Annotated in this window: 22 protein-coding genes; 9 read left to right on the top strand and 13 right to left on the bottom strand. The window is 65.1% G+C overall.

Features of this window, described 5'->3' with window-relative positions:
• The first annotated feature begins 118 nt into the window (after positions 1–118).
• Positions 119–1,864, top strand: a complete 1,746-nt coding sequence (locus tag QTI66_RS12450; RefSeq protein ID WP_286559854.1) for a proline--tRNA ligase — start codon at positions 119–121, stop codon at positions 1,862–1,864.
• A complete protein-coding gene (locus QTI66_RS12445; RefSeq protein WP_286559853.1) occupies positions 1,861–2,496 on the top strand; it encodes a lytic transglycosylase domain-containing protein in 636 nt (211 codons plus the stop codon). The genes QTI66_RS12450 and QTI66_RS12445 overlap by 4 nt, the downstream gene beginning before the upstream one ends.
• A 1-nt stretch (position 2,497) precedes the next feature.
• On the opposite strand, the gene paeA is transcribed toward QTI66_RS12445, so the two are convergent.
• The 7 genes from paeA to hemA all read right to left on the bottom strand — a co-directional run bounded on the left by paeA (position 2,498) and on the right by hemA (position 9,163).
• Positions 2,498–3,817, bottom strand: coding sequence for a polyamine export protein PaeA (gene paeA, locus QTI66_RS12440; protein ID WP_286559852.1), 1,320 nt, complete (start codon positions 3,815–3,817; stop codon positions 2,498–2,500).
• 79 nt (positions 3,818–3,896) lie between these two features.
• On the bottom strand, positions 3,897–4,895 hold the full coding sequence (locus QTI66_RS12435; protein WP_286559851.1) for an AAA family ATPase: 999 nt from the start codon (positions 4,893–4,895) through the stop codon (positions 3,897–3,899).
• Between the two features lie 108 nt (positions 4,896–5,003).
• Complete coding sequence (locus tag QTI66_RS12430; protein WP_286559850.1) at positions 5,004–5,486, bottom strand: cupin domain-containing protein; 483 nt, start codon at positions 5,484–5,486, stop codon at positions 5,004–5,006.
• A gap of 16 nt (positions 5,487–5,502) precedes the next feature.
• Complete coding sequence (gene grxD, locus QTI66_RS12425) at positions 5,503–5,829, bottom strand: Grx4 family monothiol glutaredoxin (protein WP_286559848.1); 327 nt, start codon at positions 5,827–5,829, stop codon at positions 5,503–5,505.
• A gap of 27 nt (positions 5,830–5,856) precedes the next feature.
• Entirely contained in the window at positions 5,857–6,702 is an 846-nt protein-coding gene (prmC, locus tag QTI66_RS12420; RefSeq protein ID WP_286559846.1) for a peptide chain release factor N(5)-glutamine methyltransferase, read from the bottom strand.
• On the bottom strand, positions 6,699–7,781 hold the full coding sequence (prfA, locus tag QTI66_RS12415; protein WP_286559844.1) for a peptide chain release factor 1: 1,083 nt from the start codon (positions 7,779–7,781) through the stop codon (positions 6,699–6,701). Before prfA ends, prmC begins: the two co-directional genes overlap by 4 nt.
• A gap of 110 nt (positions 7,782–7,891) precedes the next feature.
• Positions 7,892–9,163, bottom strand: a complete 1,272-nt coding sequence (gene hemA, locus QTI66_RS12410; RefSeq protein ID WP_286559843.1) for a glutamyl-tRNA reductase — start codon at positions 9,161–9,163, stop codon at positions 7,892–7,894.
• Between the two features lie 93 nt (positions 9,164–9,256).
• Between hemA and QTI66_RS12405 the strand changes: the two genes are divergently transcribed.
• Positions 9,257–9,532 (top strand): hypothetical protein, encoded by a 276-nt coding sequence (locus QTI66_RS12405; RefSeq protein ID WP_286559841.1) that lies wholly within the window; start codon positions 9,257–9,259, stop codon positions 9,530–9,532.
• On the opposite strand, the gene QTI66_RS12400 is transcribed toward QTI66_RS12405, so the two are convergent.
• The 6 genes from QTI66_RS12400 to ugpB form a co-directional block, all read right to left on the bottom strand.
• Positions 9,522–11,960, bottom strand: a complete 2,439-nt coding sequence (locus QTI66_RS12400) for a DUF3772 domain-containing protein (RefSeq protein WP_286559839.1) — start codon at positions 11,958–11,960, stop codon at positions 9,522–9,524. The two genes, QTI66_RS12405 and QTI66_RS12400, sit on opposite strands and share 11 nt — an antisense overlap.
• Positions 11,961–11,999: 39 nt before the next feature.
• Complete coding sequence (gene ugpQ / locus QTI66_RS12395) at positions 12,000–12,749, bottom strand: glycerophosphodiester phosphodiesterase (RefSeq protein WP_286559838.1); 750 nt, start codon at positions 12,747–12,749, stop codon at positions 12,000–12,002.
• Complete coding sequence (gene ugpC, locus QTI66_RS12390; RefSeq protein WP_286559837.1) at positions 12,746–13,759, bottom strand: sn-glycerol-3-phosphate ABC transporter ATP-binding protein UgpC; 1,014 nt, start codon at positions 13,757–13,759, stop codon at positions 12,746–12,748. Before ugpC ends, ugpQ begins: the two co-directional genes overlap by 4 nt.
• Positions 13,759–14,610 carry a sn-glycerol-3-phosphate ABC transporter permease UgpE gene (gene ugpE / locus QTI66_RS12385; RefSeq protein WP_286559836.1) on the bottom strand — a complete coding sequence of 284 codons (852 nt, stop codon included), beginning with the start codon at positions 14,608–14,610 and terminating at the stop codon, positions 13,759–13,761. The genes ugpC and ugpE overlap by 1 nt, the downstream gene beginning before the upstream one ends.
• Positions 14,611–14,664: 54 nt before the next feature.
• Positions 14,665–15,546 carry a sn-glycerol-3-phosphate ABC transporter permease UgpA gene (gene ugpA / locus QTI66_RS12380; protein WP_286559835.1) on the bottom strand — a complete coding sequence of 294 codons (882 nt, stop codon included), beginning with the start codon at positions 15,544–15,546 and terminating at the stop codon, positions 14,665–14,667.
• 65 nt (positions 15,547–15,611) lie between these two features.
• On the bottom strand, positions 15,612–16,922 hold the full coding sequence (ugpB, locus tag QTI66_RS12375) for a sn-glycerol-3-phosphate ABC transporter substrate-binding protein UgpB (protein WP_286559834.1): 1,311 nt from the start codon (positions 16,920–16,922) through the stop codon (positions 15,612–15,614).
• Positions 16,923–17,117: 195 nt separating this feature from the next.
• Between ugpB and serA the strand changes: the two genes are divergently transcribed.
• From serA to QTI66_RS12345, 6 genes are all read left to right on the top strand, one after another.
• Entirely contained in the window at positions 17,118–18,347 is a 1,230-nt protein-coding gene (gene serA, locus QTI66_RS12370) for a phosphoglycerate dehydrogenase (RefSeq protein ID WP_286559832.1), read from the top strand.
• Positions 18,348–18,432: 85 nt separating this feature from the next.
• Positions 18,433–22,416, top strand: a complete 3,984-nt coding sequence (locus QTI66_RS12365; RefSeq protein WP_286559831.1) for a DUF3683 domain-containing protein — start codon at positions 18,433–18,435, stop codon at positions 22,414–22,416.
• A 5-nt stretch (positions 22,417–22,421) separates the two neighbouring features.
• Positions 22,422–22,862 (top strand): HIT family protein, encoded by a 441-nt coding sequence (locus tag QTI66_RS12360; RefSeq protein ID WP_286559991.1) that lies wholly within the window; start codon positions 22,422–22,424, stop codon positions 22,860–22,862.
• Positions 22,862–23,275, top strand: coding sequence for a gamma-butyrobetaine hydroxylase family protein (locus tag QTI66_RS12355; RefSeq protein ID WP_286559828.1), 414 nt, complete (start codon positions 22,862–22,864; stop codon positions 23,273–23,275). Before QTI66_RS12360 ends, QTI66_RS12355 begins: the two co-directional genes overlap by 1 nt.
• Positions 23,276–23,431: 156 nt before the next feature.
• Complete coding sequence (gene ubiE, locus QTI66_RS12350) at positions 23,432–24,163, top strand: bifunctional demethylmenaquinone methyltransferase/2-methoxy-6-polyprenyl-1,4-benzoquinol methylase UbiE (RefSeq protein WP_286559826.1); 732 nt, start codon at positions 23,432–23,434, stop codon at positions 24,161–24,163.
• A gap of 32 nt (positions 24,164–24,195) precedes the next feature.
• Entirely contained in the window at positions 24,196–25,239 is a 1,044-nt protein-coding gene (locus QTI66_RS12345; protein WP_286559825.1) for a Tim44 domain-containing protein, read from the top strand.
• Positions 25,240–25,259: the final 20 nt, after the last annotated feature.

The following is a 25,259-nucleotide window of genomic DNA, read 5'->3' as shown; positions in this document are numbered from 1 at the left end:
CCCAATTTTTGAACTGAGTCGATTATGCATGCCGGGTTGCACTCGGCAAGTAGACCAGTCCCCGACCCTCTGGCTCCGCCATGAGGCGTTTTGTATTCCCGTTTCTTGAGCGCCATCAATGAAAGCTTCCCGTTTCTTTGTTTCCACCCTGAAAGAAGCGCCAACGGACGCCGAGGTTGCAAGCCACCGGCTCATGATGCGCGCGGGCATGATCAAGAAGCTTGGCGCCGGCATCTACACCTATATGCCCATGGGCCTGCGGGTGATCCGCAAGGTCGAAGCCATCGTGCGCGAGGAAATGGACCGCGCCGGAGCCGTCGAGCTCACCATGCCCGTGGTGCAGCCGGCCGAGCTCTGGCAGGAAAGCGGCCGCTTCGACAAGATGGGCCCCGAGCTGCTGCGCATCAAGGACCGCCACGACCGCGACTACGTCGTGCAGCCGACCAGCGAAGAAGTCGTGACCGACATCGCACGGCAGGAAATTCGTAGCTACAAGCAACTGCCGCGTAACTTCTACCAGATCCAGACCAAATTCCGGGACGAGCGCCGCCCGCGCTTCGGCCTGATGCGCGGCCGTGAATTCACCATGAAGGACGCCTACAGCTTCGACCGTGACCTTGAGGCGGCCAAGGCGAGCTACCAGAACATGGCACAGGCTTACCGCCGCATCTTCGACCGCTTCGGCCTGACCTATCGCGCCGTGGCGGCCGACAGCGGCGCCATCGGCGGCGACATGAGCGAAGAGTTCCAGGTGATCGCCGCCACCGGCGAAGACGCGATCGTCTATTGCCCGGACAGCGAATACGCCGCCAACATGGAAAAGGCCGAGGCTCTGGCGCCTGCCGGCCCGCGCCCCGGCGCCGCCAACGCGCTCGCCAAGACGCCGACGCCCGGCAAGAGCACCTGCGAAGACGTTGCCGCATTGCTCGGCGTGCCACTCGCGACCACCGTCAAGTCGATCGTGCTGGCGACTGACAAGCTCGATGCAGCGGGCAACGTCGTGGGCGCCGAGGTCTGGCTGTTGCTGCTGCGCGGCGACCACGACATGAACGAGATCAAGGTCAGCAAGGTGCCGGGCCTCAAGGAAGGCTTCCGCTTTGCCTCGGTGGGCGAAATCGACGAACACTTCGGTTGCAAGCCCGGCTACCTCGGCCCTCTGAACATGAAAAAGCCGGTCAAGCTGGTCGTCGACCGCGAAGTGGCCGTGATGGCCGACTGGATCACCGGCGCCAACGAGGTCGATTTCCACATGACCGGCGTCAACTGGGGCCGCGACCTGCCGGAACCCGAACTGGTGGCCGACCTGCGCAATGTCGTCGCCGGCGACCCGTCGCCCGACGGCAAGGGCCTGCTGGCCATCGAGCGTGGCATCGAGGTGGGCCACGTGTTCGTGCTGGGCACCAAGTACAGCAAGGCGATGAACGCCACTTTCCTGGACGAGGCCGGTAAGCCGCAATTCCTGGAGATGGGCTGCTACGGCATCGGCATCACGCGCCTGCCGGCCGCGGCCATCGAACAGAACAATGACGAGCGCGGCATCATCTGGCCGGACGCGATTGCACCCTTCACCGTGGTGCTTTGCCCGATCGGCATGGACCGCAGCGCCGACGTCAAGGCGACGGCCGAGAAGCTGTACGACGAGTTGCTGGCCGCCGGCGTCGACGTGATCCTGGACGACCGGGGTGAACGGCCGGGCGCCATGTTTGCCGACTGGGAACTCATCGGCGTGCCGCATCGCGTTGTGATCTCCGACCGTGGCATCAAGGAGGGGCAGTTCGAATACCAGCACCGTCGGGATGCGGCGGCGAGCAAGGTGCCGGCGGCCGAGGTGGCCTCGTTCATTCGGGGCAAATTCAGCGCATGACACTGTCACGGCGCCAATGCCTTGGCGGCGCCGCCGCCGGGGCCTTGTCCTTGGGCCTGCCGCAGCTGGCGATGGCGGGCGCGCAGATCGAAGAGCCGCTGATCGACTCGGTCCGCACGGCCCTGAGTTCGGCGATCAACAACAGCGCGCCGCCGATTCCGGAGTTCAAGGATACGGAATCGCGCATGCTCTATCTGCGCTGGCTGGGCGCGATGAGCGAGCGGCTCAAGGGCAAGAAACCCGACTGGGAAACGCGCAAGGAATTCCTGCAGACGATCTGGTACGAAACCAAGCGCGCCGGGCTGGACGTGAGCCTCGTGCTAGGCCTGGTGCAGGTGGAAAGCAACTTCCGCAAGTTCGCCGTCTCCAGCGCGGGGGCGCGAGGCTACATGCAGGTGATGCCGTTCTGGACGCGCGTCATCGGCAATGGAGATGCGTCCAGCCTGTTCCACATGCAGACGAACCTGCGCTTTGGATGCGTCATCCTGCGCCACTACCTGGACCGCGAGCGGGGGGACCTGTTCATGACGCTCGGTCGCTACAACGGCAGCCGGGGCCAGGCGCCGTACCCGAACGCCGTGTTTGCCAACCAGCGCAACTGGGCCTTCGCCGACCGCCCGCGGGTGGACTGACTCAGGCGACGACGGTCGGCGTCGTGGCCGCGCTGGCACGCGTCACCATCACCTGGTCGATGCGGTAGCTGTCCACGTCCATCACTTCGAACTTGTAGCCGGCCCAGCTCACACTGTCGGTGCGCTTGGGCACGCGGCGCAGCATGATCATCAGGAAGCCGGCGAGGGTTTCATATTCCTCGCCATGCGGCAGGTCGTCGATGTCGAGCGCGCGCTGCACGTCCTGGATGGGCGTCACGCCATCGATCAGCCAGGAGTTCTCGTCGCGGCGAACGATTTGCTGTTCCTCATCGTCGGAAGTCGGCACGAGGTCGCCCATGACGGTGCTCATCACGTCGTTGAGCGTGATCACGCCGACGACCAGGCTGTATTCGTTCACGACGATGGCGAAGTCCTCGTGGGCCAGGCGGAACTGCTCCAGCACTTCCGTCAGCGAGATGCGGTCCGGAATCACCAGCGCCTTGTGCAATGGAAGTCCCTGCCCGAAGGACAGCGGCTGGCCGCTCAGCACGCGCTGGAACATGTCCTTGGCATCCACATAGCCCAGCAGGTGGTCGATGTCGCCTTCGCAAACAGGGTAGGCGGAGAAGGGCTCCGCCACGATGCGCGCACGCAGCACCGACTCGGGGTCGTCCTTGTGAAACCACGCGACGCGGTCGCGCGAGGTCATGACGCTGTTGACCATGCGCGTGTCAAGTTCGAACACGTTGGCGATGACCTGTTGCTCGCGATGCGCCAGCACGCCCGCACGCGCGCCGGCCTCCGTCATCGCCAGGATGTCGGCGGAGGTGATCTTTTCCTCGCGCTGCATCGGCATGCCCAGCAGCTTGAAAAGCAGGTCCGTGCTGCGCGTGAAGAGCCACACGAGCGGCTTGAAGGTGGTGATGAGCACCTGCATCGGGCCGACCATGCGAACCGCCAGGCGCTCCGGGTCGTTCATGCCCAGGCGCTTGGGAAACAGGTCGGCGAAGATGAGGAACACCGCAATGATCGTCACGAACGAAGCGCCGAAGGCCGCGCGTTGCGCGCCTTCGGGGCTGAGCCAGCGCTCGAACAAAATGGCGAAGTAAGGGCTGAGCGAACCTTCGCCCACCACGCCGCCCAGGATGGCAACGGCATTCAGGCCGATCTGCACCACGGTGAAGTAGTGGCCGGGGTCTTCCTGCAGTCGCAAGACACGATCGGCGCGCGCGTCGCCCTCGTCGGCCATTTGCCGAAGGCGCAGCCGACGCGACGCCGCCAGGCAGATTTCAGCGAGTGAGAAAAAGGCGCTGGTGGCAATCAGCGCCACGATGATGAGCAGGCTTTCTGTGAAGTTCATGTCCGGTCAACCAAGACCGACATGGTGCCACGAGCCGTGGCAGCCTCAATGCCGAGGCTGCCCGATCTGTTGCACGCGGCTACTGCACGAAGCCGATCTTGGTGCGGGTGCTGCCGCCGCGCGCTGGAAGGTCTTCGATGCGAATCGCATCACGCCGCGCCAACCGTGCGTTGCCGAAGCCCGTCATCAAGGCGCGGCGCATGTCGCGCGGGGCGAGCGCCGAGAGAAAGTCGATGACGTCGTCCGAAGGCTCCGGCGCCAGCAGCCGTCCCCAGTCGTGTTCGGCGCGAATGGACGCGTAGAGGTTGCGCGCAATCTGCCGCGCCGCCTCCGGCGAGGGCGCGTCGATCTCGAACACGTTCATGCGGTTGAGGATCGGCTCGGGAATGCTGCGTTCGTCGTTGGCCGTGGTGATCCAGATGACTTGGCTCGCGTCGATGGCGACTTCGGCAAACTCGTCGACAAAGGATTGCGCCGTGTCGTGCTCCAGCAGGTTGTAGAGGGCGCCCAGCGGGTCGTACTGGGCATCGGCGCCGGCCTTGTCGATTTCGTCGACGACGATGACCGGGTTGGCGTACTGCCCCTCGACCAGCGCTTCAAAGACCTTGCCCGGCTTGGCGCCCTTCCATTGCGAGGAAGCACCCGACAGCAGCCAGCCGGCCGTCATCGAGTTCATCGGCACGAGCGACATGCCCGTGCCCAGCAGCTCGGCGAGCTTGCGCGCAAAGTGGGTCTTGCCGATGCCCGGCGGGCCCAGCAGCAGCATGGGCGTGACTTCCAATCCGTCGCGGCTGTCCTGCGCGAGTGCAACGTGGCGGCGCACATCGTCGATGGCCTCGGTGAAGTTGGGCAACTGGGCGTACAGAGAGGCCATTTCCGGCACGCCGCTGGGCTTGACCTGAAAGCGGTCCGGGCCGCGTTCCAGCATGCGTTCGTAGGTGCTGCGCAGGTGTTCGTGTTCCCGATCCGGCAGCTTGGCGAGCTTGCGCTCCACGTCGTGCGGCTGGAAGACGCTGCGCAGATTGGCAATGGGCAAGGCCAATCCCGAGGGAGAAGGAACGAGACTGCGGGAATCCATGGAAACCTCCGACTTCGAACACTTGTGGACAGCATAAGCCGTGCCCGAAGTTCGCGTATGTCCAGGATTTCTCGTTTTGGAGGGGTCGCGCGATATGTCGCGCTGCAATCACACTGCGCCGTCAGGGTGGGTGGGATCCACCCAAAGCACTGTTTCGGGTTTCTCGATGGGCGCAATGTCGAGGTTCACGGCAACGGCTTCGCCGTCGCTGCGGCACAGCACGCATTCGAGCGCCTCGGTGGCGCTCGCGTTGATTTCCTGGTGAGGGACGTACGGCGGCACGTAGATGAAATCGCCCGGCCCCGCCTCGGCAGTGAACTCGAGCTTCTCGCCCCAGCGCATGCGCGCCTTGCCGCGGATGACGTAGATCACCGACTCGAGATGGCCATGGTGGTGCGCCCCCGTCTTGGCATCCGCGTGGATGGTGACGGTGCCGGCCCAGAGCTTTTGCGCGCCCACTCGGGCGAAATTGATGGCCGCCGCCCGGTTCATGCCCGGCGTCTGCGCCGTGTTGGTGTCGAGCTGGTTGGCGGGGATCACCCGCACACCATCGTGTTTCCAGTCGGTGGGGTGCGAGTGCGTGTGCGCCATGGGAAAGAAGGAAGGATCAGTTGGGCTGGCTGGCGATCACCGCCTGAAGCTCACCCGACTCGTACATCTCCATCATGATGTCGGAGCCGCCGACGAATTCGCCGCGCACGTACAGCTGCGGGATCGTCGGCCAGTTGCTGTATTCCTTGATGCCCTGGCGGATGCCGTCGTCTTCCAGCACGTTCACGGTCTTGAGCTGCTTGGTGTCGACGCCGCACGCCTTCAGGATCTGGATGGCGCGGCCGGAGAATCCGCACATCGGAAAGCTGGCGCTTCCCTTCATGAACAGAAGGATGTCGTTTTGCTTGACGAGGTCGTCAATGCGTTGCTGGGCGTCGCTCATGGGGGCTCCTCAAAAATATTGCGTCAATTATTTCACTGCGTGCCATTTGCCGCCGGAGCAGCGCTCGATGCCGGCAAGGTCGGTGCGACTTTGTACTTCATCGAAGCCGGCCTTGCTGAGCAGGGTTTTCACGGCACTGCTCTGGTCGTAGCCATGTTCGAGCAGCAGCCAGCCGCCGTCCGCGAGGTGGGCCGGCGCGCTGTCGATGATGGTGCGGATGTCGTCCAGCCCGTCCGGGCCGGAGGCGAGGGCGGAAAGCGGCTCATGCGCCAGCGCCGGCAGGTGCGGATCGCGCTCGGCGATGTAGGGCGGATTGGAGACGATGAGCGTGTACTGCGTGCCTGCGCCTTCCAGCCAGTTGCCCACCGCGAAGCGCACGGGTAGGCTGAGGCGCTCTCCGTTGGCGCGTGCGACGTCGAGCGCGTCGGCGCTGGCGTCGACGGCGTGGATCTGCAGGTCCGGCCGCGACGCCTGCAAGGCCAGGGCGATGGCGCCGCTGCCGGTGCCCAGGTCCATGACCCGCGCTTCCCTGTGGCCCGTCAGGCACTCGATCGCCCAGTCGACCAGCGTCTCCGTGTCGGGGCGGGGCACCAGCACGCGGGAATCGACCTTCAGCATCAGGCCGTGAAATTCCTTCTCGCCGAGCAGGTAGGCCACCGGTTCGCCGGCCACGCGCCTTACGCAGGCGCGCGAAAACGCATCTGCCACTTCGGGCGCAACTGCATCCGTGTCGTGCGCGAGCAGCCACCCCCGCTCGTCACCGGACCGTCCCAGCGCGTGCAGGAGCAGCAGTTGCGCATCGAGCCGGTCCATGCCGAGCGCTGACGCGTCGGCCAGGGCCTGCACGATGGTGCGCGAAGTGGCTTGGGTCACGCGGTCGCTTCCAGTTCGGCCAGCTGTTCTGCCTCGTGCGCCGCCTTCAGGGCGCCGAGCACTTCGCCCAGGTCACCGTCCATGATGAACTGAAGCTTGTAAAGCGTGAGGTTGATCCGGTGGTCGGTCAGGCGGCCCTGCGGGAAGTTGTAGGTGCGGATGCGGTCGGAGCGGTCGCCGCTGCCGATGAGGCCCTTGCGCATCGCGGCGTCCTTGGCGGCGCGCTCCGAGCGGTCCTTTTCCTGGATGCGCGCCGACAGCACCTGCAGCGCCTTGGCCTTGTTGCGGTGCTGCGAGCGGTCGTCCTGGCACTCGGCCACGATGCCGGTCGGAATGTGCGTGATCCGCACCGCCGAGTCGGTCTTGTTGATGTGCTGCCCGCCGGCGCCGCTGGCGCGGTAGGTGTCGATGCGCAGGTCTGCCGGGTTGATCTGCACCGCTTGCGCCTCGTCCGGCTCGGCCAGCACGGCGACCGTGCAGGCGCTGGTGTGGATGCGCCCCTGCGTCTCGGTCGCCGGCACGCGTTGCACGCGGTGCCCGCCGGATTCGAAGCGCAGTGCGCCGAAGACGTCGTCGCCGACCACGCGCAGCACCACTTCCTTGTAGCCGCCCAATTCGCTCTCGCTCTCGCTCACGATCTCGATGCGCCAGCCCGCGCGTTCCGCGTAGCGGGTGTACATGCGAAACAGGTCACCGGCGAAGAGCGCGGATTCGTCGCCGCCCGTGCCCGCCCGGATTTCGAGGAATGCGTTGCGCGCATCGTCCGGGTCCCGGGGCAGGAGCAGGCGCTGAAGCTCGTCCTCCAGCTTGGTCAGTTCGGGTTCGGTCGACGCAATTTCCTCGCGTGCCATCTCGGCCATGTCCGGGTCGTCGAGCATTTCCCGCGCGCCGGCCAGGTCGGCTTCCGCTTGCCTGAAGCGCTGGTAGCGGCCGGCGACCTGCGTGACCGTGGCGTGTTCCTTCGAGAGCACGCGGTATTGCGACATGTCCGCCATGATGTCCTCGCGCGAGAGCAGGAAATCCAGCTCTTCGAGGCGTTGAACGTAGCGTTCGAGTTGTTGGCGAAGGAAGGTTTTCACGTGCTGTGCGCCGCAAGCAGGCGGCAGAAGAATTCAGGGAGAGGGAACGCGCCTTGCGCCAGGCGCAAAGCCTTCGGATCCGCGCCGGGACCCGGCCGCGGGGAGCGTCGCTAACGCTCTTTGCGCAGGAACAGGCGCGAAATGGTCTGCGCCATGTGTTCGCGGGCAGCCGCGTCGCCGGCATGCAGCTCGGCCAGCGCGCCGTGCAGCATTTTTTGCGTGAGGCCGCGCGACAGGGCGTCCAGCACCGCGTCGATGTCCTCGCCCTTGGCCAGCAGCTTTTTCGCGCGGGCCAGCTCCGTGGCGCGCCACTCGTCCGTCTGGGCGTTGAGTTGCTGGATGAGAGGCACGGTGCGGCGCTGGTTCAGCCAGTGCATGAAGCTTTGCACGCCCGCGTCGATGATGACTTCGGCCTGCGCCACCGCCGCCTGCCGGCTGGCGTGGCCCTGTTGAACAACTTGCGCCAGATCGTCCACCGTGTAGAGGTACACGTCCGACAGCGCCTTGACTTCGGGCTCGATGTCGCGCGGCACGGCCAGGTCGACCATGAACATCGGGCGGTGCTTGCGTTGCTTGAGCGCGCGTTCCACGGCACCCAGGCCAATCAGCGGCAGCGTGCTGGCGGTGCAGCTGATGACGATGTCGAACTCCGCCAGGCGAGCAGGCAGGTCGGCCAGCCGCATCGCCTCGCCGCCAAAGCGCGAAGACAGCTTCTCGCCGCGCTCCAGGGTGCGATTGGCGATGACGATGGATTTGGGCTGCTTGGCCGCGAAGTGCGTCGCGGCGAGGTCGATCATTTCGCCTGCGCCGACGAAGAGAACGCGCGTCTGCTTGAGATCTTCAAACAGCTGGGACGCCAGCCGGACCGACGCGGCGGCCATGCTGATCGAATGCGCGCCGATCTCGGTGGCGGTGCGCACTTCCTTGGCGACGGCAAAGGAGCGCTGGAAAAGCTGGTTGAGCGTGCTGCCCAGTGCGCCGGCCGTTTCGGCGGCACGCACGGCGTCCTTCATCTGGCCGAGGATCTGCGCCTCGCCCAGCACCATGGAATCGAGGCCGCTGGCCACGCGGAAAGCGTGCCGGGCGGCCTGGTCGTCAGAGAGGGTGTAGGCATGCGAGCGCAGCAGGGCGGGGGCAACGCCGCCGCTTTCGGCCAGCCAGCCCACCGTGTGCTCCAGCGCCACCTGGTCGGCGGCGCAATAGATCTCGGTGCGGTTGCAGGTCGAGATGATGGCCGCCTCGACATCGGGGTGTCGATTCGAGCCAAAAGAGCTGCGCAGGCTGTGCAGCGTCGGGGCGATCTGGTCGAGGGCGAACGCAAAACGACCGCGCAGATCGAGCGGCGCGGTCGTGTGATTCAAGCCCAAAGCCCAGACTGCCATCCCCGGATTATAAAATTTGCCGCCCGCCCGTGGCGCCCCCGTCCGTCAATGGCCCCCAAAGCTGATTAGCCGAGGGGTCGTCCGCCTTCTCAAATGCCCCTGTTCGACCTCATCAACCACCTGGCCAACTTCGTCGCGCCGGCCTTTTTCCTTGCCGTGGTGCTGGTTCTTGGCGGCCGGATGCTCATGGGGAAATCCGGCGGGCTTGCCATGTGGGCGCAATGCGCCATCACCTTCATCGCCGGCGGGGCCGTTCTCGTGGGCGGCCTGGTGTGGTTCGGGCGCGATGGAAAGATGCTCACCTACGCGGCGCTGGTGGGGGTCTGCGGCACCGTCCAGTGGCTGGCGGGTGGAGGGCTCAGGCGTTGAATGGCCCTGGCGCAGGGGCCGGCGGCGCCAGCGGCGGCGCCAACTGGCCGGGAGCTGCCGGCGTCGTGGGCGTCGCGTAAACGGCCATCGGCACGTTGGCCTCCTGCAGCCGCCCGAGGATCGTGAACAGCAGATCGCTGCGGACGCCTCCGGCGAGGCGCGGATTTGGCACATAGGCGATCGCCTGGAAGATGAGCAGGCCGTTCTCGATGCCGTCCAGCGTCACGCCCGCTTCGGGTGTCGGCAGGATGGTCTCGTGTTCGCGGCAGGCCTCGAGCATGACGTCGCGCACCTTTTGCGCATCGGTCGTGAGCGGCATCGGCAGACGAATGAGCACGCGGCCTTCGGCGTTGGCCAGCGTCATGTTGCGAACCGTCTTGGTGATGAATTCCGAGTTGGGAACGATCAGCGTCGACCGGTCGCCCAGCTGGATTTCGGTGGCCCGCACGTTGATGCGCCGCACATCGCCTTCTGACGTGCCCAGCACCACCCAGTCACCCACCTTCACTGGCCGCTCCGCCAGCAGGATGAGGCCCGAGATGAAGTTCTGCACGATGGCCTGCAGGCCGAAGCCGATGCCCACCGACAGCGCGCTCGCCACCCAGGCGATGCGGTTGATGCCGATGCCCAGCGCCGAAAGCGCAAAGGCAATCACCAGGATGCCGCCCACGTAGCCCAGCAGCGTGGTGAGCGAGCTGCGCATCCCGGTTTCGAGCTTGGTGTTGGGCAGGTAGCTGTTTTCCAGCCAGCGCTTGAAAAGCCGCAGCACCAGGAAGCCGACGATGAGCACCCCCAGCGCGCTGAAGATCGCCGCCGGCACGACCTGGAACTCGCCCACCTGGAGGCCTGTTCCCAGCCTGCCGCTGCGCTGGAGAAGATCGCCCGGCGTGCTGCCCAGGGGCGCAACGAAGGCAATCACCATGTAGAAAAACACGCAGACCCGGCTGATCGCGGACAGCACGACCGCCGCCTGGTCCAGCGTCTGCGGCGTGACGCCCAGGCCCTTTTGCAGCCGCTGCCCCATGTTGCTGCGTGAACTCAGCAAGGCCATCCAGAGGTCGTCCGCGAACTTGAACAGCAGGTACGCCGAGGCGATCACAATGCCGGCCCACACCGCCTGCCCCGCCACGACCCGGCTGAAGGCGAGGTAACCGGCCATCACCATCATGGCCAGGGCCACGAGCAGCGTGATCACCAGGCCGATGAGCAGGCCGACCCATCCAGGCCGCTCGGCGGCGTCCGGCGCCTCGGCCGCCGCGTCGGCGTCTGCGTCCTTGCCTGCGGGCGCCGCCGCGGGCCGTGGTCGTCGCAGCAGCGTCAAACCGAGAATTGCGGCGACCGCCATCACTGCGGTGGGGATCAGGTTGGTCAGGACGGTGCTCAGGGCGTTGTCGATGACGTCGTTGACCTGGGTCGGGAGCCAGGCCACGCCCACCACGAAAGCAAAAAGCCAGGGCACCGGCGCCAGGCGCGAAGCCATCGCATTGGAAATCGGGGGCAGCCGCCAGGACGGACGCCGATTGGACAGGAGTGCCCGCCCGAGCCCGATCACGAAGGCCAGGAACATCCCGAAGCGCACGGCCGAATTGCCCATCCGCGCGCTTTGTGTGCCCCATGTGCCCGCGTAATCCAGTGTTTCCCAGGCGATGGACAGGGCAAGGCCCGTGATGAGTACGTAGCCCAGGACGGTGAGCAGGGCGAGCAGGGAGCGTCGCAGCCGCCCCACCGGAAAGAAGCGCGCCGCCAGCCACGCCAGCCCGAATTCCGCGAGCCACAGGCCACCGCACAGCATCACCACCGCTCCCGCAAGGCCGAGCAGGGCGCTGGTGCGGTCGAAGCCCTTCAGGGCGGTGGTCCAGCCAACGCGAATTTCCTCGTTGAGCGCCCGGATGCGGGCTTGATCGGTGGGCCACTGCTTGATCGATTTTTCCCAGAACGCGCTCGTGAGCGGCGAGTCGGCGCGCTCGAACAATTGCGCTTCGAACACGGCGCGCCGCCTCGCCAGGACTTCGCTGCGACGCTGCTGGGCATCGACGGCCAACAGCCGTGCGAGGCGGATATCGGCATCAAGGGAATTGCGCTCTCGGGTCAAATTGGCGCGCTGACGGGTGACGTCCGGCGCCTCGGCGGTGCCCGCCGCAGGCGCAGGCCCCAGTTCGCCCAGCCGCGCATTCAGGTCATTCAACTGGGTCGTGCGGGACGCCGCGAAGCGCTCGGTCTGGGCGACGATTTCGTTGGTGATCGACGTGAGCTTGCGCACCTGATCGTCGTTGTCGATGACGGTGGGCACCTGCTCGAGTTGCTCGCGCAGGCTCTGCAGCGTGACTTCTGGCTGGATGGGCGGGACTGCAGCGTCCTGTGCCGCCGGCGAGACGCTGCACAGGAGCGCCGTCAGCAGTGCCAGGGCCCAACGGGTGATACAGGTCATCCGCGCCATCATAGGAGGCCGCGCCGGCGGCGCGGCAAATCAGCCCGCAGGACTGAAAAGGTCAACGCGGTCGGTGATGACGCCGTCCGTGCCCAGCGCGAGCAGCCATTGCGCGGCCCAGTCGTCGTTCACGGTGTAGCTCAGGGCGCGCCAGCCGGCCTCGTGGACGCGGGCGACCAATGCGTCGTTCCACAGGCTGTAGTTGCAGACGATGGCGGCGCATGCGAGTGACTGCGCCATGTCGAACCAGCCGTCCCACAGGGTGTCGAGCAGCAGGCCGCGCGGAAGCTGTGGCGCGGTCGCCATCGCGCCGCGAAGGGCGTCGGGCTGAAAGGACGTGAGCAAGGGCGGCACGGCCTGGGCAGCCCAGAGGCGGGCGGCTTCGCGGGCAACCACTTCGCCGGTCTCGCGCTCCGCACCCGGCGTCGGCTTGATCTCGATGTTGAGGAAGTGGCCGTTGGCCAGGCAAAAGCGCGCCAAGTTTTCGAGTGTGCACAGAGGCTCGCCTGCGTAGGCGCGCGAATGCCAGCCGCCTGCATCGAGCTGCGCCAGTTCGTGCCACGGGCGCTCGCCCCCAATGCCTTGTCCGCTGGTGGTGCGATTGAGCGTCGCATCGTGCATGAGGAAGGGGACGCCGTCCGCGCTCAGCTTGGCATCGCATTCGAACATGCGATAGCCGTGCGTGGCCCCGAGCCGGAAGGCGGCCAGCGTGTTCTCGGGTGCGAGCTTTCCGGCCCCGCGATGCGCGATCCAGCGCGGGTAGGGCCAGGGCGGAAGTGCGACCGTCATGCCTGGGCCAGGCGCTTGCCCGAACCGGCGTCGAACCAATGCAGCTTGTCAGGACGCGCCGCGATGCGAATGGTCGAGCCGATGGCAGGAGGCGCGACGCCTTCGTCGGTGCGCATCACCAGTTCTTCGCCGCTGACGCGGCCGTAGATGAGCCGCTCGGCACCCAGCATCTCGACCTGCTCCACGTACACCATCCAGCCTTCGTCGTCGAAGGTCAGGTGTTCGGGGCGAATGCCCAGGATCGTGCCGGGCCGCACGCCGGGCGCGTTGCGCAGCAGGTTCATCGGCGGCGAACCGATGAAGCTGGCGACGAAAGTGGTTGCCGGACGCGAATAGACGTCCTCGGGCGTGCCGAACTGGTCCATCACGCCGGCGTTCATCACGATGATGCGTTGCGCGAGCGTCATCGCCTCGACCTGGTCGTGCGTGACGAAAAGCGAGGTGATGCCCAGTTCGCGGTGCAGCTTCTGGATCTCGAGGCGGGTCTGGGCGCGCAGCTTGGCGTCCAGGTTGGACAGCGGTTCGTCGAACAGGAAGACCTGCGGCTGGCGCACGATGGCGCGGCCCATGGCCACGCGCTGGCGCTGGCCGCCCGAGAGTTCACGGGGCTTGCGGGTGAGCAGGTGGCCGAGTTCGAGGATCTTCGCGGCCTTGTCGACGCGCACCTTGATCTCGTTTTTGGGCACCTGAGCGATCTTCAGTCCGTAGGCCATGTTGTCGAACACGCTCATGTGCGGGTAGAGCGCGTAGTTCTGGAACACCATCGCGATGTCGCGCTCGGACGGTTCGAGGTCGTTGACCACGCGCCCGCCGATGGAGATCTCGCCCTTGGAAATCTCCTCGAGGCCGGCCACCATTCGCAGCAGCGTGGACTTGCCGCAGCCCGAGGGGCCGACGATGACGATGAACTCGCCATCCTTGATCTCGGCGCTCACGCCGTGGATGACCTGGTTCGCCTTCGGCCCGTGGCCGTAGCGCTTGATGACGTTTTGAAGGGAAAGAGCAGCCATTATTTTTCGGTATCCACGAGGCCCTTGACGAACCATTTCTGCATCAGCACGACCACCAGCGCGGGCGGCAGCATCGCCAGAATGGCGGTGGCCATGACGACGTTCCATTCGTTCTGCGAATCGCCGCCGGCGATCAGGCGCTTGATGCCGACCACGATGGGGTACATGTCTTCGCCGGTGGTCGCCAGCAGCGGCCAGAGGTACTGGTTCCAGCCGTAGATGAACTGGATCACGAAAAGCGCCGCGATCGAGGTTTTCGACAGCGGCAGCAGCACGTCGATGAAAAAGCGCATGGGGCTCGCGCCGTCCATGCGCGAGGCCTCGGTCAGCTCGTCGGGCACCGTCATGAAGAACTGCCGGAACAGGAAGGTGGCCGTCGCCGAGGCGATCAGCGGAACCGTGAGCCCGGCGTAGGTGTTGAGCATGTTCAGGTCCGACAGCACCTTGTAGGTCGGCAGGATGCGCACCTCCACCGGCAGCATCAGGGTGACGAAGATCATCCAGAAGCAGGTCTTGCGGAAGGGGAACTTGAAATAGACGATGGCAAAGGCCGACAGCAGCGAGATGGCGATCTTGCCAATGGAAATCACCATGGCCGATACGAAGCTCACCCACAGCATGTGGGCGACCGGCGCATTGGAGCCGGCGCTGGCCGCGCGCCCGAAGAGCGCGCCCTTGTAGCTCTCCCACATGTTGCTGCCCGGCAGCAACGGCATGGGGGCCTGCACGATTTCCTGCGGCGTGTGGGTGGACGCGACCAGCGCCAGGTAGATCGGAAAGCCGACGATGAAGACGCCCAGCACCATCACCACGTGGGCCAGGATGCCGTGGGTTCCGCGTTTTTCAACCATGACCGAACTCCCGCGCGGACAGGGAGGACACGAAGTGCCGAACGTGGGGGCTCATCAGTAATTGACCTTCTTCTCGACGAAACGGAACTGGATGACCGTGAGCGCCACCACGATCACCATCAGCACGACCGACTGCGCAGCCGAGCCACCCAGGTCCATGGCCTTGAAGCCGTCGTAGTAGACCTTGTAGACCAGGATCGCCGTGTCCTTGCCCGGACCGCCCTGCGTTGCCGCGTCGACGATCGCGAAGGTGTCGAAGAAGGCGTAGACCACGTTGATGACCAGCAGGAAAAAGGTCGTCGGCGAAAGCAGCGGGAACTGCACCGTCCAGAAGCGGCGCCAGGGCTTCGCTCCGTCGATGGCAGCCGCCTCGATCAGCGACTTCGGAATCGATTGAAGCCCCGCCAGGAAGAACAGGAAGTTGTACGAAATCTGCTTCCAGATGGCAGCCACGACGATCAGCGTCATGGCGTGGTTGGAATTGAGCAGGTGGTTCCACTCGAAGCCGATCTTGCCCAAGGCGTACGACACGACCCCCAGCGACGGCGAGAACATGAAGACCCACAGCACGGCGGCCACCGATGGCGCCACCGCGTAGGGCAGGATCAGCATCGTCTTGTAGAACATGCCGCCATGCACGATCCGGTCGGCGAACACGGCGAGCGCCAGCGAGATGCTGATGCCGATGGCGGCCACCATCACCGAGAAGAATGCGGTCGTCTTGAAGGACTCTACGTAGCTCGGGTCACCGAAAATCTGCCTGAAGTTGTCGAAGCCGACGAATTCGATCGAGGTGCCGAAGGGGTCTTGCTGCTGCAGCGACTGCAGGAGCGCCTGCGCCGCTGGCCAGAAGAAGAAGGTCAGGATGACCACCATCTGCGGCAACAGCAGCAGCCATGGCAACCAGCTGGAGCGAAAGACGACGCGTTTTTCCATGGGGCCTCGAAACAAGAAAGCCCGCCGGCTATGAGAACGGCGGGCCGGGCGAGTCTACTGGGAAGTTAACCCTTGTTCGCCTTTTGGAACCGTTCCAACTGCTCGTTGCCGCGGGTCACGATCGAGTCGAGCGCTTCCTTGGGCGTCTTCTTGCCGTTCCAGACCTGCTCGAGCTCCTCGTCTTCGATCGCGCGGATCTGCACGTAGTTGCCCAGCCGGATGCCCCGGCTCTTGTCGGTGACCTTGCGGATCATTTGCGTCACAGCCACGTCGGTGCCCGGGTTCTCCTTGTAGAAACCGGACTTCTCGGTGAGCTGGTAGGCCGCGGTGGTGATTGGCAGGTAGCCGGTGCGCTTGTGGCTGGCGGACTGCACTTCAGGCGTCGAGATGAAGCTGAAGAACTTGGCCACGCCCTTGTATTCGGCCGGCTTCTTGCCCGACATCACCCAGAGGCTGGCGCCGCCGATGACTGTGTTTTGCGGCGCACCCGGCACGTCCTGGTAGTAGGGCAGGGGTGCCAGGCCGTAGGCGAACTTGGCGTTCTTGGCGACGTTGCCGTAGAAGCCGGACGACGTGTTGATCATGGCGCACTCGCCCGACACGAACGAGGCTTCAGGCACGTTGCCGCGGCCCTTGTAGATGAACAGGCCCTGCTTGGCCATGTTCGCCAGGTTCTCGATGTGGCGCAGGTGCAGCGGCGAGTTGATCTTCAAGCGCGCGTCCAGGCCGGCCAGCCCGTTGCTCTTGGTCGCGTACTCGACGTTGTGCCAGGCCGAGAAGCTCTCAAGCTGCGTCCAGCCCTGCCACGCGGTCGTGAACGGGCACTTGTGGCCGGCGGCCTTGAGCTTGGCCGCGGCGTTCACCACCTCGGGCCAGGTCGTCGGCGCCTTGTCGGTCGGCAGGCCCGCCGCCTTGAAGGCGTCCTTGTTGAAATAGAACACGGTGGTCGAGCTGTTGAGCGGGAAGCTCAGCATCTGCCCATTGGGGGCGGTGTAGTAGCCGGCCACGGCCGAGATGTAGGCGTTCGGGTCGAACTTCTCGCCCGCGTCTTTCATGACCTGGCCCACGGGGATGATGGCGCTCTTGCTGGCCATCATGGTCGCGGTGCCCACTTCGAACACCTGCAGGATGTGCGGCGCGTTGCCCGACCGGAATGCGGCAATCGACGCGGTCATCGACTCATCGTATGAGCCCTTGAAGGTCGGGATGACCTTGTATTCCTTCTGGCTCTCGTTGAACTGCTTGGCCAGGTCGTTGACCCATTCGTTGTTGACGGCAACCATCGAGTGCCACCACTGGATCTCGGTCTGGGCCTGGGCCGTACCAACGAACGTGGCCGTCAGGGCCAAGCTCGCGGCGAGCGTTTGAAGTCGCATGAATACTCCTGCTGGGATTTTGAAAGCGCGAATGCTAGTGGGTGTTCGTGACACCGGCGCGGCCGCGTTTTTCGCACGGGGAGTGCATCGCGTCCAAGCGGGGAAACCCTTTTTGATGCATGTCAGCACGCGGGCATGTTGCGCCGCACCATGCTAGCATCGCCCTCCTTTTCCGCGGACACGCGACGGGTCTCCATGAGCAAGACTTCCCTCGACAAAAGCAAGATCAAGTTCCTTTTGCTGGAAGGCATCCACCCCTCGGCCATCGAGGTGCTGCGCGAGGCCGGGTACACGCAAATCGAGACGCTCGCGGGCGCGCTGCCGGAGGAAGAACTCAAGGCGCGCATCGCCGACGCGCATTTCCTGGGTATCCGTTCGCGCACCCAACTCACGGCCGACGTGTTTGCTGCTGCGGGCAAGCTGGTGGCGGTAGGGTGCTTTTGCATCGGCACCAACCAGGTCGACCTGGACGCGGCGCGCGAGCACGGCGTGGCGGTGTTCAATGCGCCGTTTTCCAATACGCGATCCGTGGCCGAACTGGTGCTCGCCGAGGCCATCCTGCTGCTGCGTGGCGTGCCGGAAAAGAGCGCCGTGGCGCATCGCGGCGGCTGGCTCAAGTCGGCTGACAACGCCTTCGAGATTCGCGGCAAGACCCTGGGCATCGTGGGCTACGGCTCCATCGGTGCGCAGTTGTCGGTGCTGGCCGAGGCACTGGGCATGAACGTCGTCTTTTTCGACGTGGTGACCAAGCTGCCGCTGGGCAACGCCCGCCAGGTGCGCGATCTGAACGACATGCTGGGCCAGAGCGACATCGTGACCCTGCATGTGCCGGAAACGCAGGCCACGCAGTGGATGATCGGCGCGGGCGAACTGGCCGCGATGAAGCCCGGCGCGATCCTCATCAACGCGTCGCGCGGCACGGTGGTCGAGATCGAGGCGCTGGCCGAATCGCTCAGGAACAAGAAGCTGCTGGGCGCCGCCATCGACGTGTTCCCGGTCGAGCCGCGCAGCAACAAGGACGAATTCCAGTCGCCCCTGCGCGGGCTCGACAACGTGATCCTCACGCCGCACATCGGCGGCTCGACGATGGAGGCGCAGGCCAACATCGGCCTCGAAGTGGCCGAAAAGCTCGTCAAGTACAGCGACAACGGCACCTCGACCTCGTCGGTCAACTTCCCCGAAGTCGCTTTGCCGGCACACCCGGGCAAGCACCGGCTGCTGCACATCCACCGCAACGTGCCGGGCGTGATGTCGGACATCAACCGCGTTTTTGCCGAGAACAACATCAACATCTCGTCGCAGTACCTCCAGACGAACGAGAAGGTGGGCTACGTCGTGACCGACATCGACGCCGAGTCCTCCGACCTGGCGCTGGAAAAACTCGCCAAAGTCCCCGGCACCATCAGGAGCCGGGTGCTCTTTTGACCTTTTCAGCGGGGTCTTGACCGCTGGCCTAAAATTCGAGTCCCTGGTAAGTGGGCGCGCAGTGCCCAGCCAAGGCCCATCCCCGATGAATGCTCCGACCGCGTTGACGGCGTTGTTGTCGCAGGCCGCAGAGCCCGCGCGACTTCGCGAGATCCCGTACAACTACACCAGCTTCTCCGACCGCGAGATCGTGATCCGCCTGCTGGGCGCACGCGGCTGGGAACTGCTGCAAGTGCTCCGCAGCGAGCGCCGCACCGGCCGCTCGGCCCGCATGCTTTACGAAGTGCTTGGCGACATCTGGGTCGTGCAGCGCAATCCCTACCTGGTGGACGACCTGCTGGACAACCCGCGCCGGCGTATCCAGTTGGTCGAGGCGCTGGAACACCGCCTGAAGGAAGTCCAGAAACGCCGCACGCCCGATGCCGACGCGCAGCGCGACGGCCTGGTGGGCGAACTGGTTGGGCTGGTCTCGCAGGCCATCGGCTCCTTCGACGTCATGTTCCGCGACGTGGCCGCATTGCGGCGCAAGGCGACCCGGGCGCTGCGGCGCGTCACGGCCAAGGACAACATCAAGTTCGACGGGCTTTCGCGCGTGTCGCACGTGACGGATGCCACCGACTGGCGCGTCGAATATCCCTTCGTCGTGCTCACGCCCGACACCGAGGCCGAGATGGCCGAACTGGTCAAAAGCTGCATCGAACTGGGCCTGACCATCATTCCGCGGGGCGGCGGCACCGGCTACACGGGCGGCGCGATCCCGCTGACGTGGAACAGCGCGGTCATCAACACCGAAAAGCTCGAAGCGATGACCGAGGTCGAGATGCGCTCGCTGCCGGGCCTCGAAGCCCAAGTGCCGACGATCTGGACGGAAGCGGGCGTGGTGACGCAGCGCGTGGCGGATGCGGCGGAGCGGGCTGGGTTCGTTTTCGCGGTCGATCCGACTTCGGCCGAAGCTTCTTGCGTTGGCGGGAACGTCGCCATGAACGCAGGCGGCAAGAAGGCGGTGCTCTGGGGCACGGCGCTGGACAACCTTGCCTCTTGGCGCATGGTCACGCCTCAGGCGGAGTGGCTCGAGGTCACACGTGTCGGCCACAACCTCGGCAAGATCCACGACGCCGAAAGCGCGGTGTTCGACCTGCAGTACTTCGCGGCCGACGGCAAGACGAAGCTGCGCACCGAGCGCCTCGAGATTGCTGGCAAGACCTTCCGCAAGGAGGGCTTGGGCAAGGACGTGACCGACAAGTTCCTCTCGGGCCTGCCGGGTATCCAGAAGGAGGGCTGCGACGGCCTCATCACCAGCTGCCGCTGGGTCGTGCACCGCATGCCGGCGCATACGCGCACGGTATGTCTCGAATTTTTCGGCAACGCCAAGGACGCGGTGCCGAGCATCGTCGAGATCAAGGACTTCATGTTCGCCGAGCAGAAGCGCTCGGGCGTGTTGCTGGCCGGTCTGGAGCATCTGGACGACCGCTACCTGAAGGCGGTGGGCTACGCGACCAAGTCAAAGAAGCACGGCGGCTTGCCCAAGATGGTGCTGTTCGGCGACATCGCCGGCGACAACGCCGACGACGTGGCGCGTGCCACTTCGGAAGTGGTGCGCATCGCCAACTCGCGGATGGGTGAGGGCTTCATTGCCATCAGCCCCGAAGCGCGCAAGAAGTTCTGGCTCGACCGCAAGCGCACAGCGGCCATCAGCCGCCACACCAACGCCTTCAAGATCAACGAAGACGTGGTGATTCCGCTGCCGCGAATGGCCGAGTACACCGACGGCATCGAGCGCATCAACATTGAACTGAGCCTGCAGAACAAGCTGGCGCTGTGCGATGCGCTGGAGGAGTTCTTTGCGCGCGGCAATTTGCCGCTGGGCAAGACGGACGACGCCAACGACATTCCTTCGGCGGAGTTGCTGGAAGACCGCGTGGGGCAAGCCATTGCGCTGGTGCAGGAAGTGCGCGCCCTGTGGGCCGGCTGGCTGCGCGACATCGACGCGCTGTTCCCGCAACTGCAAGACCATTCGCTGCGCGCGAGCTGGAAGACGCAGATTCGTGCGCCGCTGCAGCAGATCTTCACCGGTGCGGAGTTCACGCCCATCCTGGCGGAGTGCAATGCGATTCACCAGCAGGTGCTCAAGGGGCGCGTGTGGGTGGCGCTGCACATGCACGCGGGCGACGGCAATGTGCACACCAATATTCCGGTCAACAGCGACAACTACGAGATGCTGCAGACGGCGCATGCGGCCGTGGCGCGGATCATGGTGCTGGCACGCAGTCTGGATGGGGTGATCTCCGGGGAGCATGGCATCGGGATCACGAAGCTGGAGTTCCTGACGGACGAGGAATTGCAGCCGTTCATGGATTACAAGGGGCGGGTGGATCCTGAGGGGCGGTTCAACAAGGGGAAGCTGCTGCGCAGCCCCTCACCCCAACCCTCTCCCGCGAGCGGGAGAGGGGGCGATTCGCTCCCCCTCCCGATGGCGGCGGAGGGCGGCAATCCACTCCCTCTCCCGCGTGCGGGAGAGGGCCGGGGTGAGGGCGCGTTGATCCACGCCGATCTCACCAACGCCTACACCCCCAGCTTCGGCCTCATGGGCCACGAGTCGCTCATCATGCAGCAGAGCGACATCGGCGCCATTGCCGACAGCGTCAAGGACTGCCTGCGCTGCGGCAAGTGCAAGCCGGTGTGCGCCACGCACGTGCCGCGTGCCAACCTGCTCTATTCGCCTCGCAACAAGATCCTCGCGACCTCGCTGCTGGTGGAAGCCTTCCTGTATGAAGAACAGACGCGCCGCGGCATCAGCATCAAGCACTGGGAAGAGTTCGAGGACGTGGCCGACCACTGCACGGTCTGCCACAAGTGCCTGAGCCCGTGTCCCGTCAAGATCGACTTCGGCGACGTGTCGATGAACATGCGCAACCTGCTGCGCAAGATGGGCCAGAAGAGCTTCCGCCCGGGCAACGCCGCAGCGATGTTCTTCCTGAACGCCACCAACCCGCAGACCATCAAGGCGATGCGCGTGGGCATGGTGGACATCGGCTTCAAGGCGCAGCGCATGGCCAATGACCTGCTGCGCCGCGTCGCGAAGAAGCAGACCTCGGCGCCGCCGGCCACGCTCGGCCCGGCGCCGGTCAAGGAACAGGTCATCCACTTCATCAACAAGAAGATGCCGGGCGGCCTGCCCAAGAAGACCGCGCGAGCGCTGCTCGACATCGAGGACGCGAACTACGTTCCGATCATCCGCAATCCGAAGCAGACGACGGCCGAGACCGAAGCCGTCTTCTACTTCCCGGGTTGCGGCTCCGAGCGCCTGTTCTCGCAAGTCGGCTTGGCGACGCAGGCGATGCTGTGGCACGCCGGCGTGCAGACGGTGCTGCCACCGGGCTACCTGTGCTGCGGCTATCCGCAACGCGGCAGCGGCCAGTTCGACAAGGCCGAGAAGATGATCACGGACAACCGCGTGCTCTTCCATCGCGTCGCCAACACGCTCAACTACCTCGACATCAAGACGGTGGTGGTGAGCTGCGGCACCTGCTACGACCAGTTGCAGGGCTATCAGTTCGACAAGATCTTTCCGGGCTGTCGCATCATCGACATCCACGAGTACCTGCTGGAAAAGGGCATCACGCTGGGCGACGCGGGCAACGGCGGCTATCTGTACCACGACCCCTGCCACAGCCCGATGAAGCTGCAGGACCCGATGAAGACCGTCAAGGCGCTGGTCGGCAGCAACGTGCAGAAGAACGACCGCTGCTGCGGCGAATCCGGCACGCTCGGCGTGACGCGGCCCGACATCTCCACGCAGATCCGTTTCCGCAAGGAAGAAGAGCTGCGCAAGGGCGAGGCCTCGCTGCGCGAAAGCGGCAAGGTCGGCGAAAAGGACAACGTGAAGATCCTCACCAGCTGCCCGAGCTGCCTGCAGGGCCTGAGCCGCTATGGCAACGACCTGAACAACGGTCTGCTCGAAGCCGACTACATCGTGGTCGAGATGGCCCGCCTCATTCTGGGTGAAGACTGGCTGCCGCAATATGTGGCTTCGGCCAACCAGGGTGGCATTGAACGGGTGCTGGTATGACGACGATGGCGCGTGTGGCGGGCTGCCCGCTTTGTGAAGACACGGGTGGCAAGCTCATTTTCGAGGCGGCGCGCTTTCGCGTGATCCGTGCCGCCGAGGCTGGCTTCCCGGCGTTCTACCGCCTCGTGTGGCGTGACCACGTCACCGAGTTCTCGAAGCTGTCGCGCGACGATCGCATTCTTTGCATGGACGCCGTGAACCTGATCGAGGAATGCCTGCGCGAGGCGCTGGCGCCCACCAAGGTCAACCTCGCGACGCTGGGAAACGTCGTGCCGCATTTGCATTGGCACGTCATTGCGCGCTTTGAATGGGACAGCCACTTTCCGGGCCCTGTGTGGACGACGGCGCAGCGCGAACGCGCGACGGATCGCGAAGCGGTCGTGGCCGGCAAGTTGGCCGCCATGGAACAAATGATGGTCGAGCGCCTGGGCGCTGGAGGTTTCTGATGGCAGGTTTGCAAGCTGGCGCGCCGACGCCGCAATCGATCACCGTGCATGGCCAGTCGCGCGTGCTGGAAGTGGGCTTCTCCGACGGGGCGACCTTCAGGATTCCTTTCGAGCTGATGCGCATCTATTCGCCTTCGGCCGAGGTGCAGGGCCACGGGCCGGGCCAGGAGATCCTGCAGACCGGCAAGCGCGACGTCGAGCTCGTTGACCTTCAACCGGTGGGCAACTATGCCGTGCAGCCACGCTTCAGCGACGGCCACGACACGGGCATCTACTCGTGGGACCTGCTTTATGAACTGGGCGCCAAGCAGGCCGAACTGTGGAGCCAGTACGAGGCCCGCCTTGCCGCAGCCGGTGTCGATCGCGATGCGCCGATGGTCGAAAAGGGCGGCCATGCCTGCGGAAGCCATTGAATTGCGCCACCTCGCATTGCTATCCAAAAGCTAGCAACAACCCCAGGCCGGCCGCCCCTTGCGGCCGTGTTCTTTTTTGGAGAAGCGCGACAAATGACCGTCGCGCTGGCGGGGTCGTCCGCTTGATATGAACGCCAACGTCCTAACATGACACGCATGAGCCAAACGCATTTCGGTTTCGAGAAGGTCGACGAGTCAGAGAAGGCCAGTCGCGTGCGCGGGGTCTTCGACTCCGTGGCCTCTCGTTACGACATCATGAACGACCTCATGTCGATGGGGCTGCACCGCGCATGGAAGGCCTACACCGTGATGGTGGCCAATGTCCGCGAAGGCTCGCGCGTGCTCGACATCGCCGGCGGCACCGGCGACCTTGCTCTGGCCTTTGCCCGCAAGGTCGGCGAATCAGGCCAGGTGGTGCACACCGACATCAACGAGGCCATGTTGCGCACGGGTCGCGATCGCCTCATCGACGCAGGCGTGGCCTTGCCCACGCTGGTGTGCGACGCCGAAAAGCTGCCGTTTCCCGACGGGCACTTCGATGTGGTGACGGTCGCTTTCGGCCTGCGCAACATGACGCACAAGGACTTGGCGCTCAAGGAAATGAATCGCGTGCTCAAGCCAGGCGGCAAGCTGCTGGTGCTGGAGTTCTCCAAGGTGGCCAAGCCCTTGGCCAAGGTTTACGACTGGTATTCGTTCCAGGTGCTGCCGCGCCTGGGCAAGGTGGTGGCGGGCGATGACGCGAGCTATCGCTATCTGGCCGAGTCCATCCGCATGCATCCCGCACAGGAAGAACTCAAGACCCTCATGAAAGAGGGCGGTTTCGGTCACGTGGACTATCACAACATGACGGGGGGCGTGGTCGCCTTGCATGTTGGAATCAAGTGTTGAAGTAGTTTATTCAGTTCGAAAGAGGAGACGCCATGAAAAAGATACTGCCGTTTTTGTTGGTCTGCGCTGTTGCTCTGGTCAGCATCAATGCCGACGCCGCTCGCCTTGGAGGCGGCAAGTCGATGGGCCGCCAGTCGAACAACGTGACGCAACGTGAGTCCGCGGCGCCCTCGACACCCGCCAATAACGCAACCAACGCCGCGCCGGCTGCGGCGGCCACGCCCGCTGCTGCCGCCAAGCCAGGCGCCGCTACGCCCGCGGCCGCGCCGAAGCGTCCGTGGGGCGCCATGCTGGGCGGCCTCGCGGCAGGCCTTGGCCTGGCTTGGCTCGCGCATTCGCTGGGCTTGGGTGCTGCCTTCGGCAACATCTTGCTGATCGCACTGGTGGCGCTCGTGGCCTTTGCGGCGTGGCGCATGTTCAAGTCGCGTTCGCGTCCTGCTGGCGCCAACCGTCAGGGTGCGTTCGCGTTCGAAGGCGCCGGCGCAGGCAGCCCCGCCACGGCAACGGCGCCTGTGCAGTACAGCCCCAACAACGTCGGCAACGACGCCTCGGCCCGGCCGTGGGAGCGCAATACGGCTGCGTTCGACGCATCACCGGCAGACGCTGCGCCCACGCAAGTGCACGGATCGGCGGCATTGGCGGGCGGCAGCATGATCGGCTCGGCCCTGGCCGGCTCGCAAAGCTGGGGGATTCCCGCCGGCTTCGACGCGGACGGCTTCCTGGTCGCGGCGAAGCGCAACTTCGTGACGCTGCAAGACGCCTGGGACCGCAACGACATCAGCATGCTGCGCACCATGATGACCGACGGCATGGTGGGTGAAATCCGCAACCAGCTGGCGGAGCGCGAAAGCCATACGGGCGGCCAGCCGAACAAGACCGACGTGGTCATGCTCGACGCCAAGCTGCTGGGCATCGAGGAGTTGCCTGATGCCTACATGGCCAGCGTGGAGTTCTCCGGAATGATCCGCGAAGACGTGTCGGCCGGCCCGAGCCCCTTCCGCGAAGTGTGGAACATGACGAAGCCGGTCAACGGCACCAGCGGCTGGCTGGTGGCTGGGGTGCAGGCCTTGCAGTAAGTTAAGCAGAAGGCATTCGT

This window comes from Variovorax brevis (genome assembly GCF_030317105.1).
Classification (GTDB): Bacteria; Pseudomonadota; Gammaproteobacteria; order Burkholderiales; family Burkholderiaceae_C; genus Variovorax; species Variovorax brevis.
This window is presented reverse-complemented; position numbering and strand designations above follow the sequence as displayed.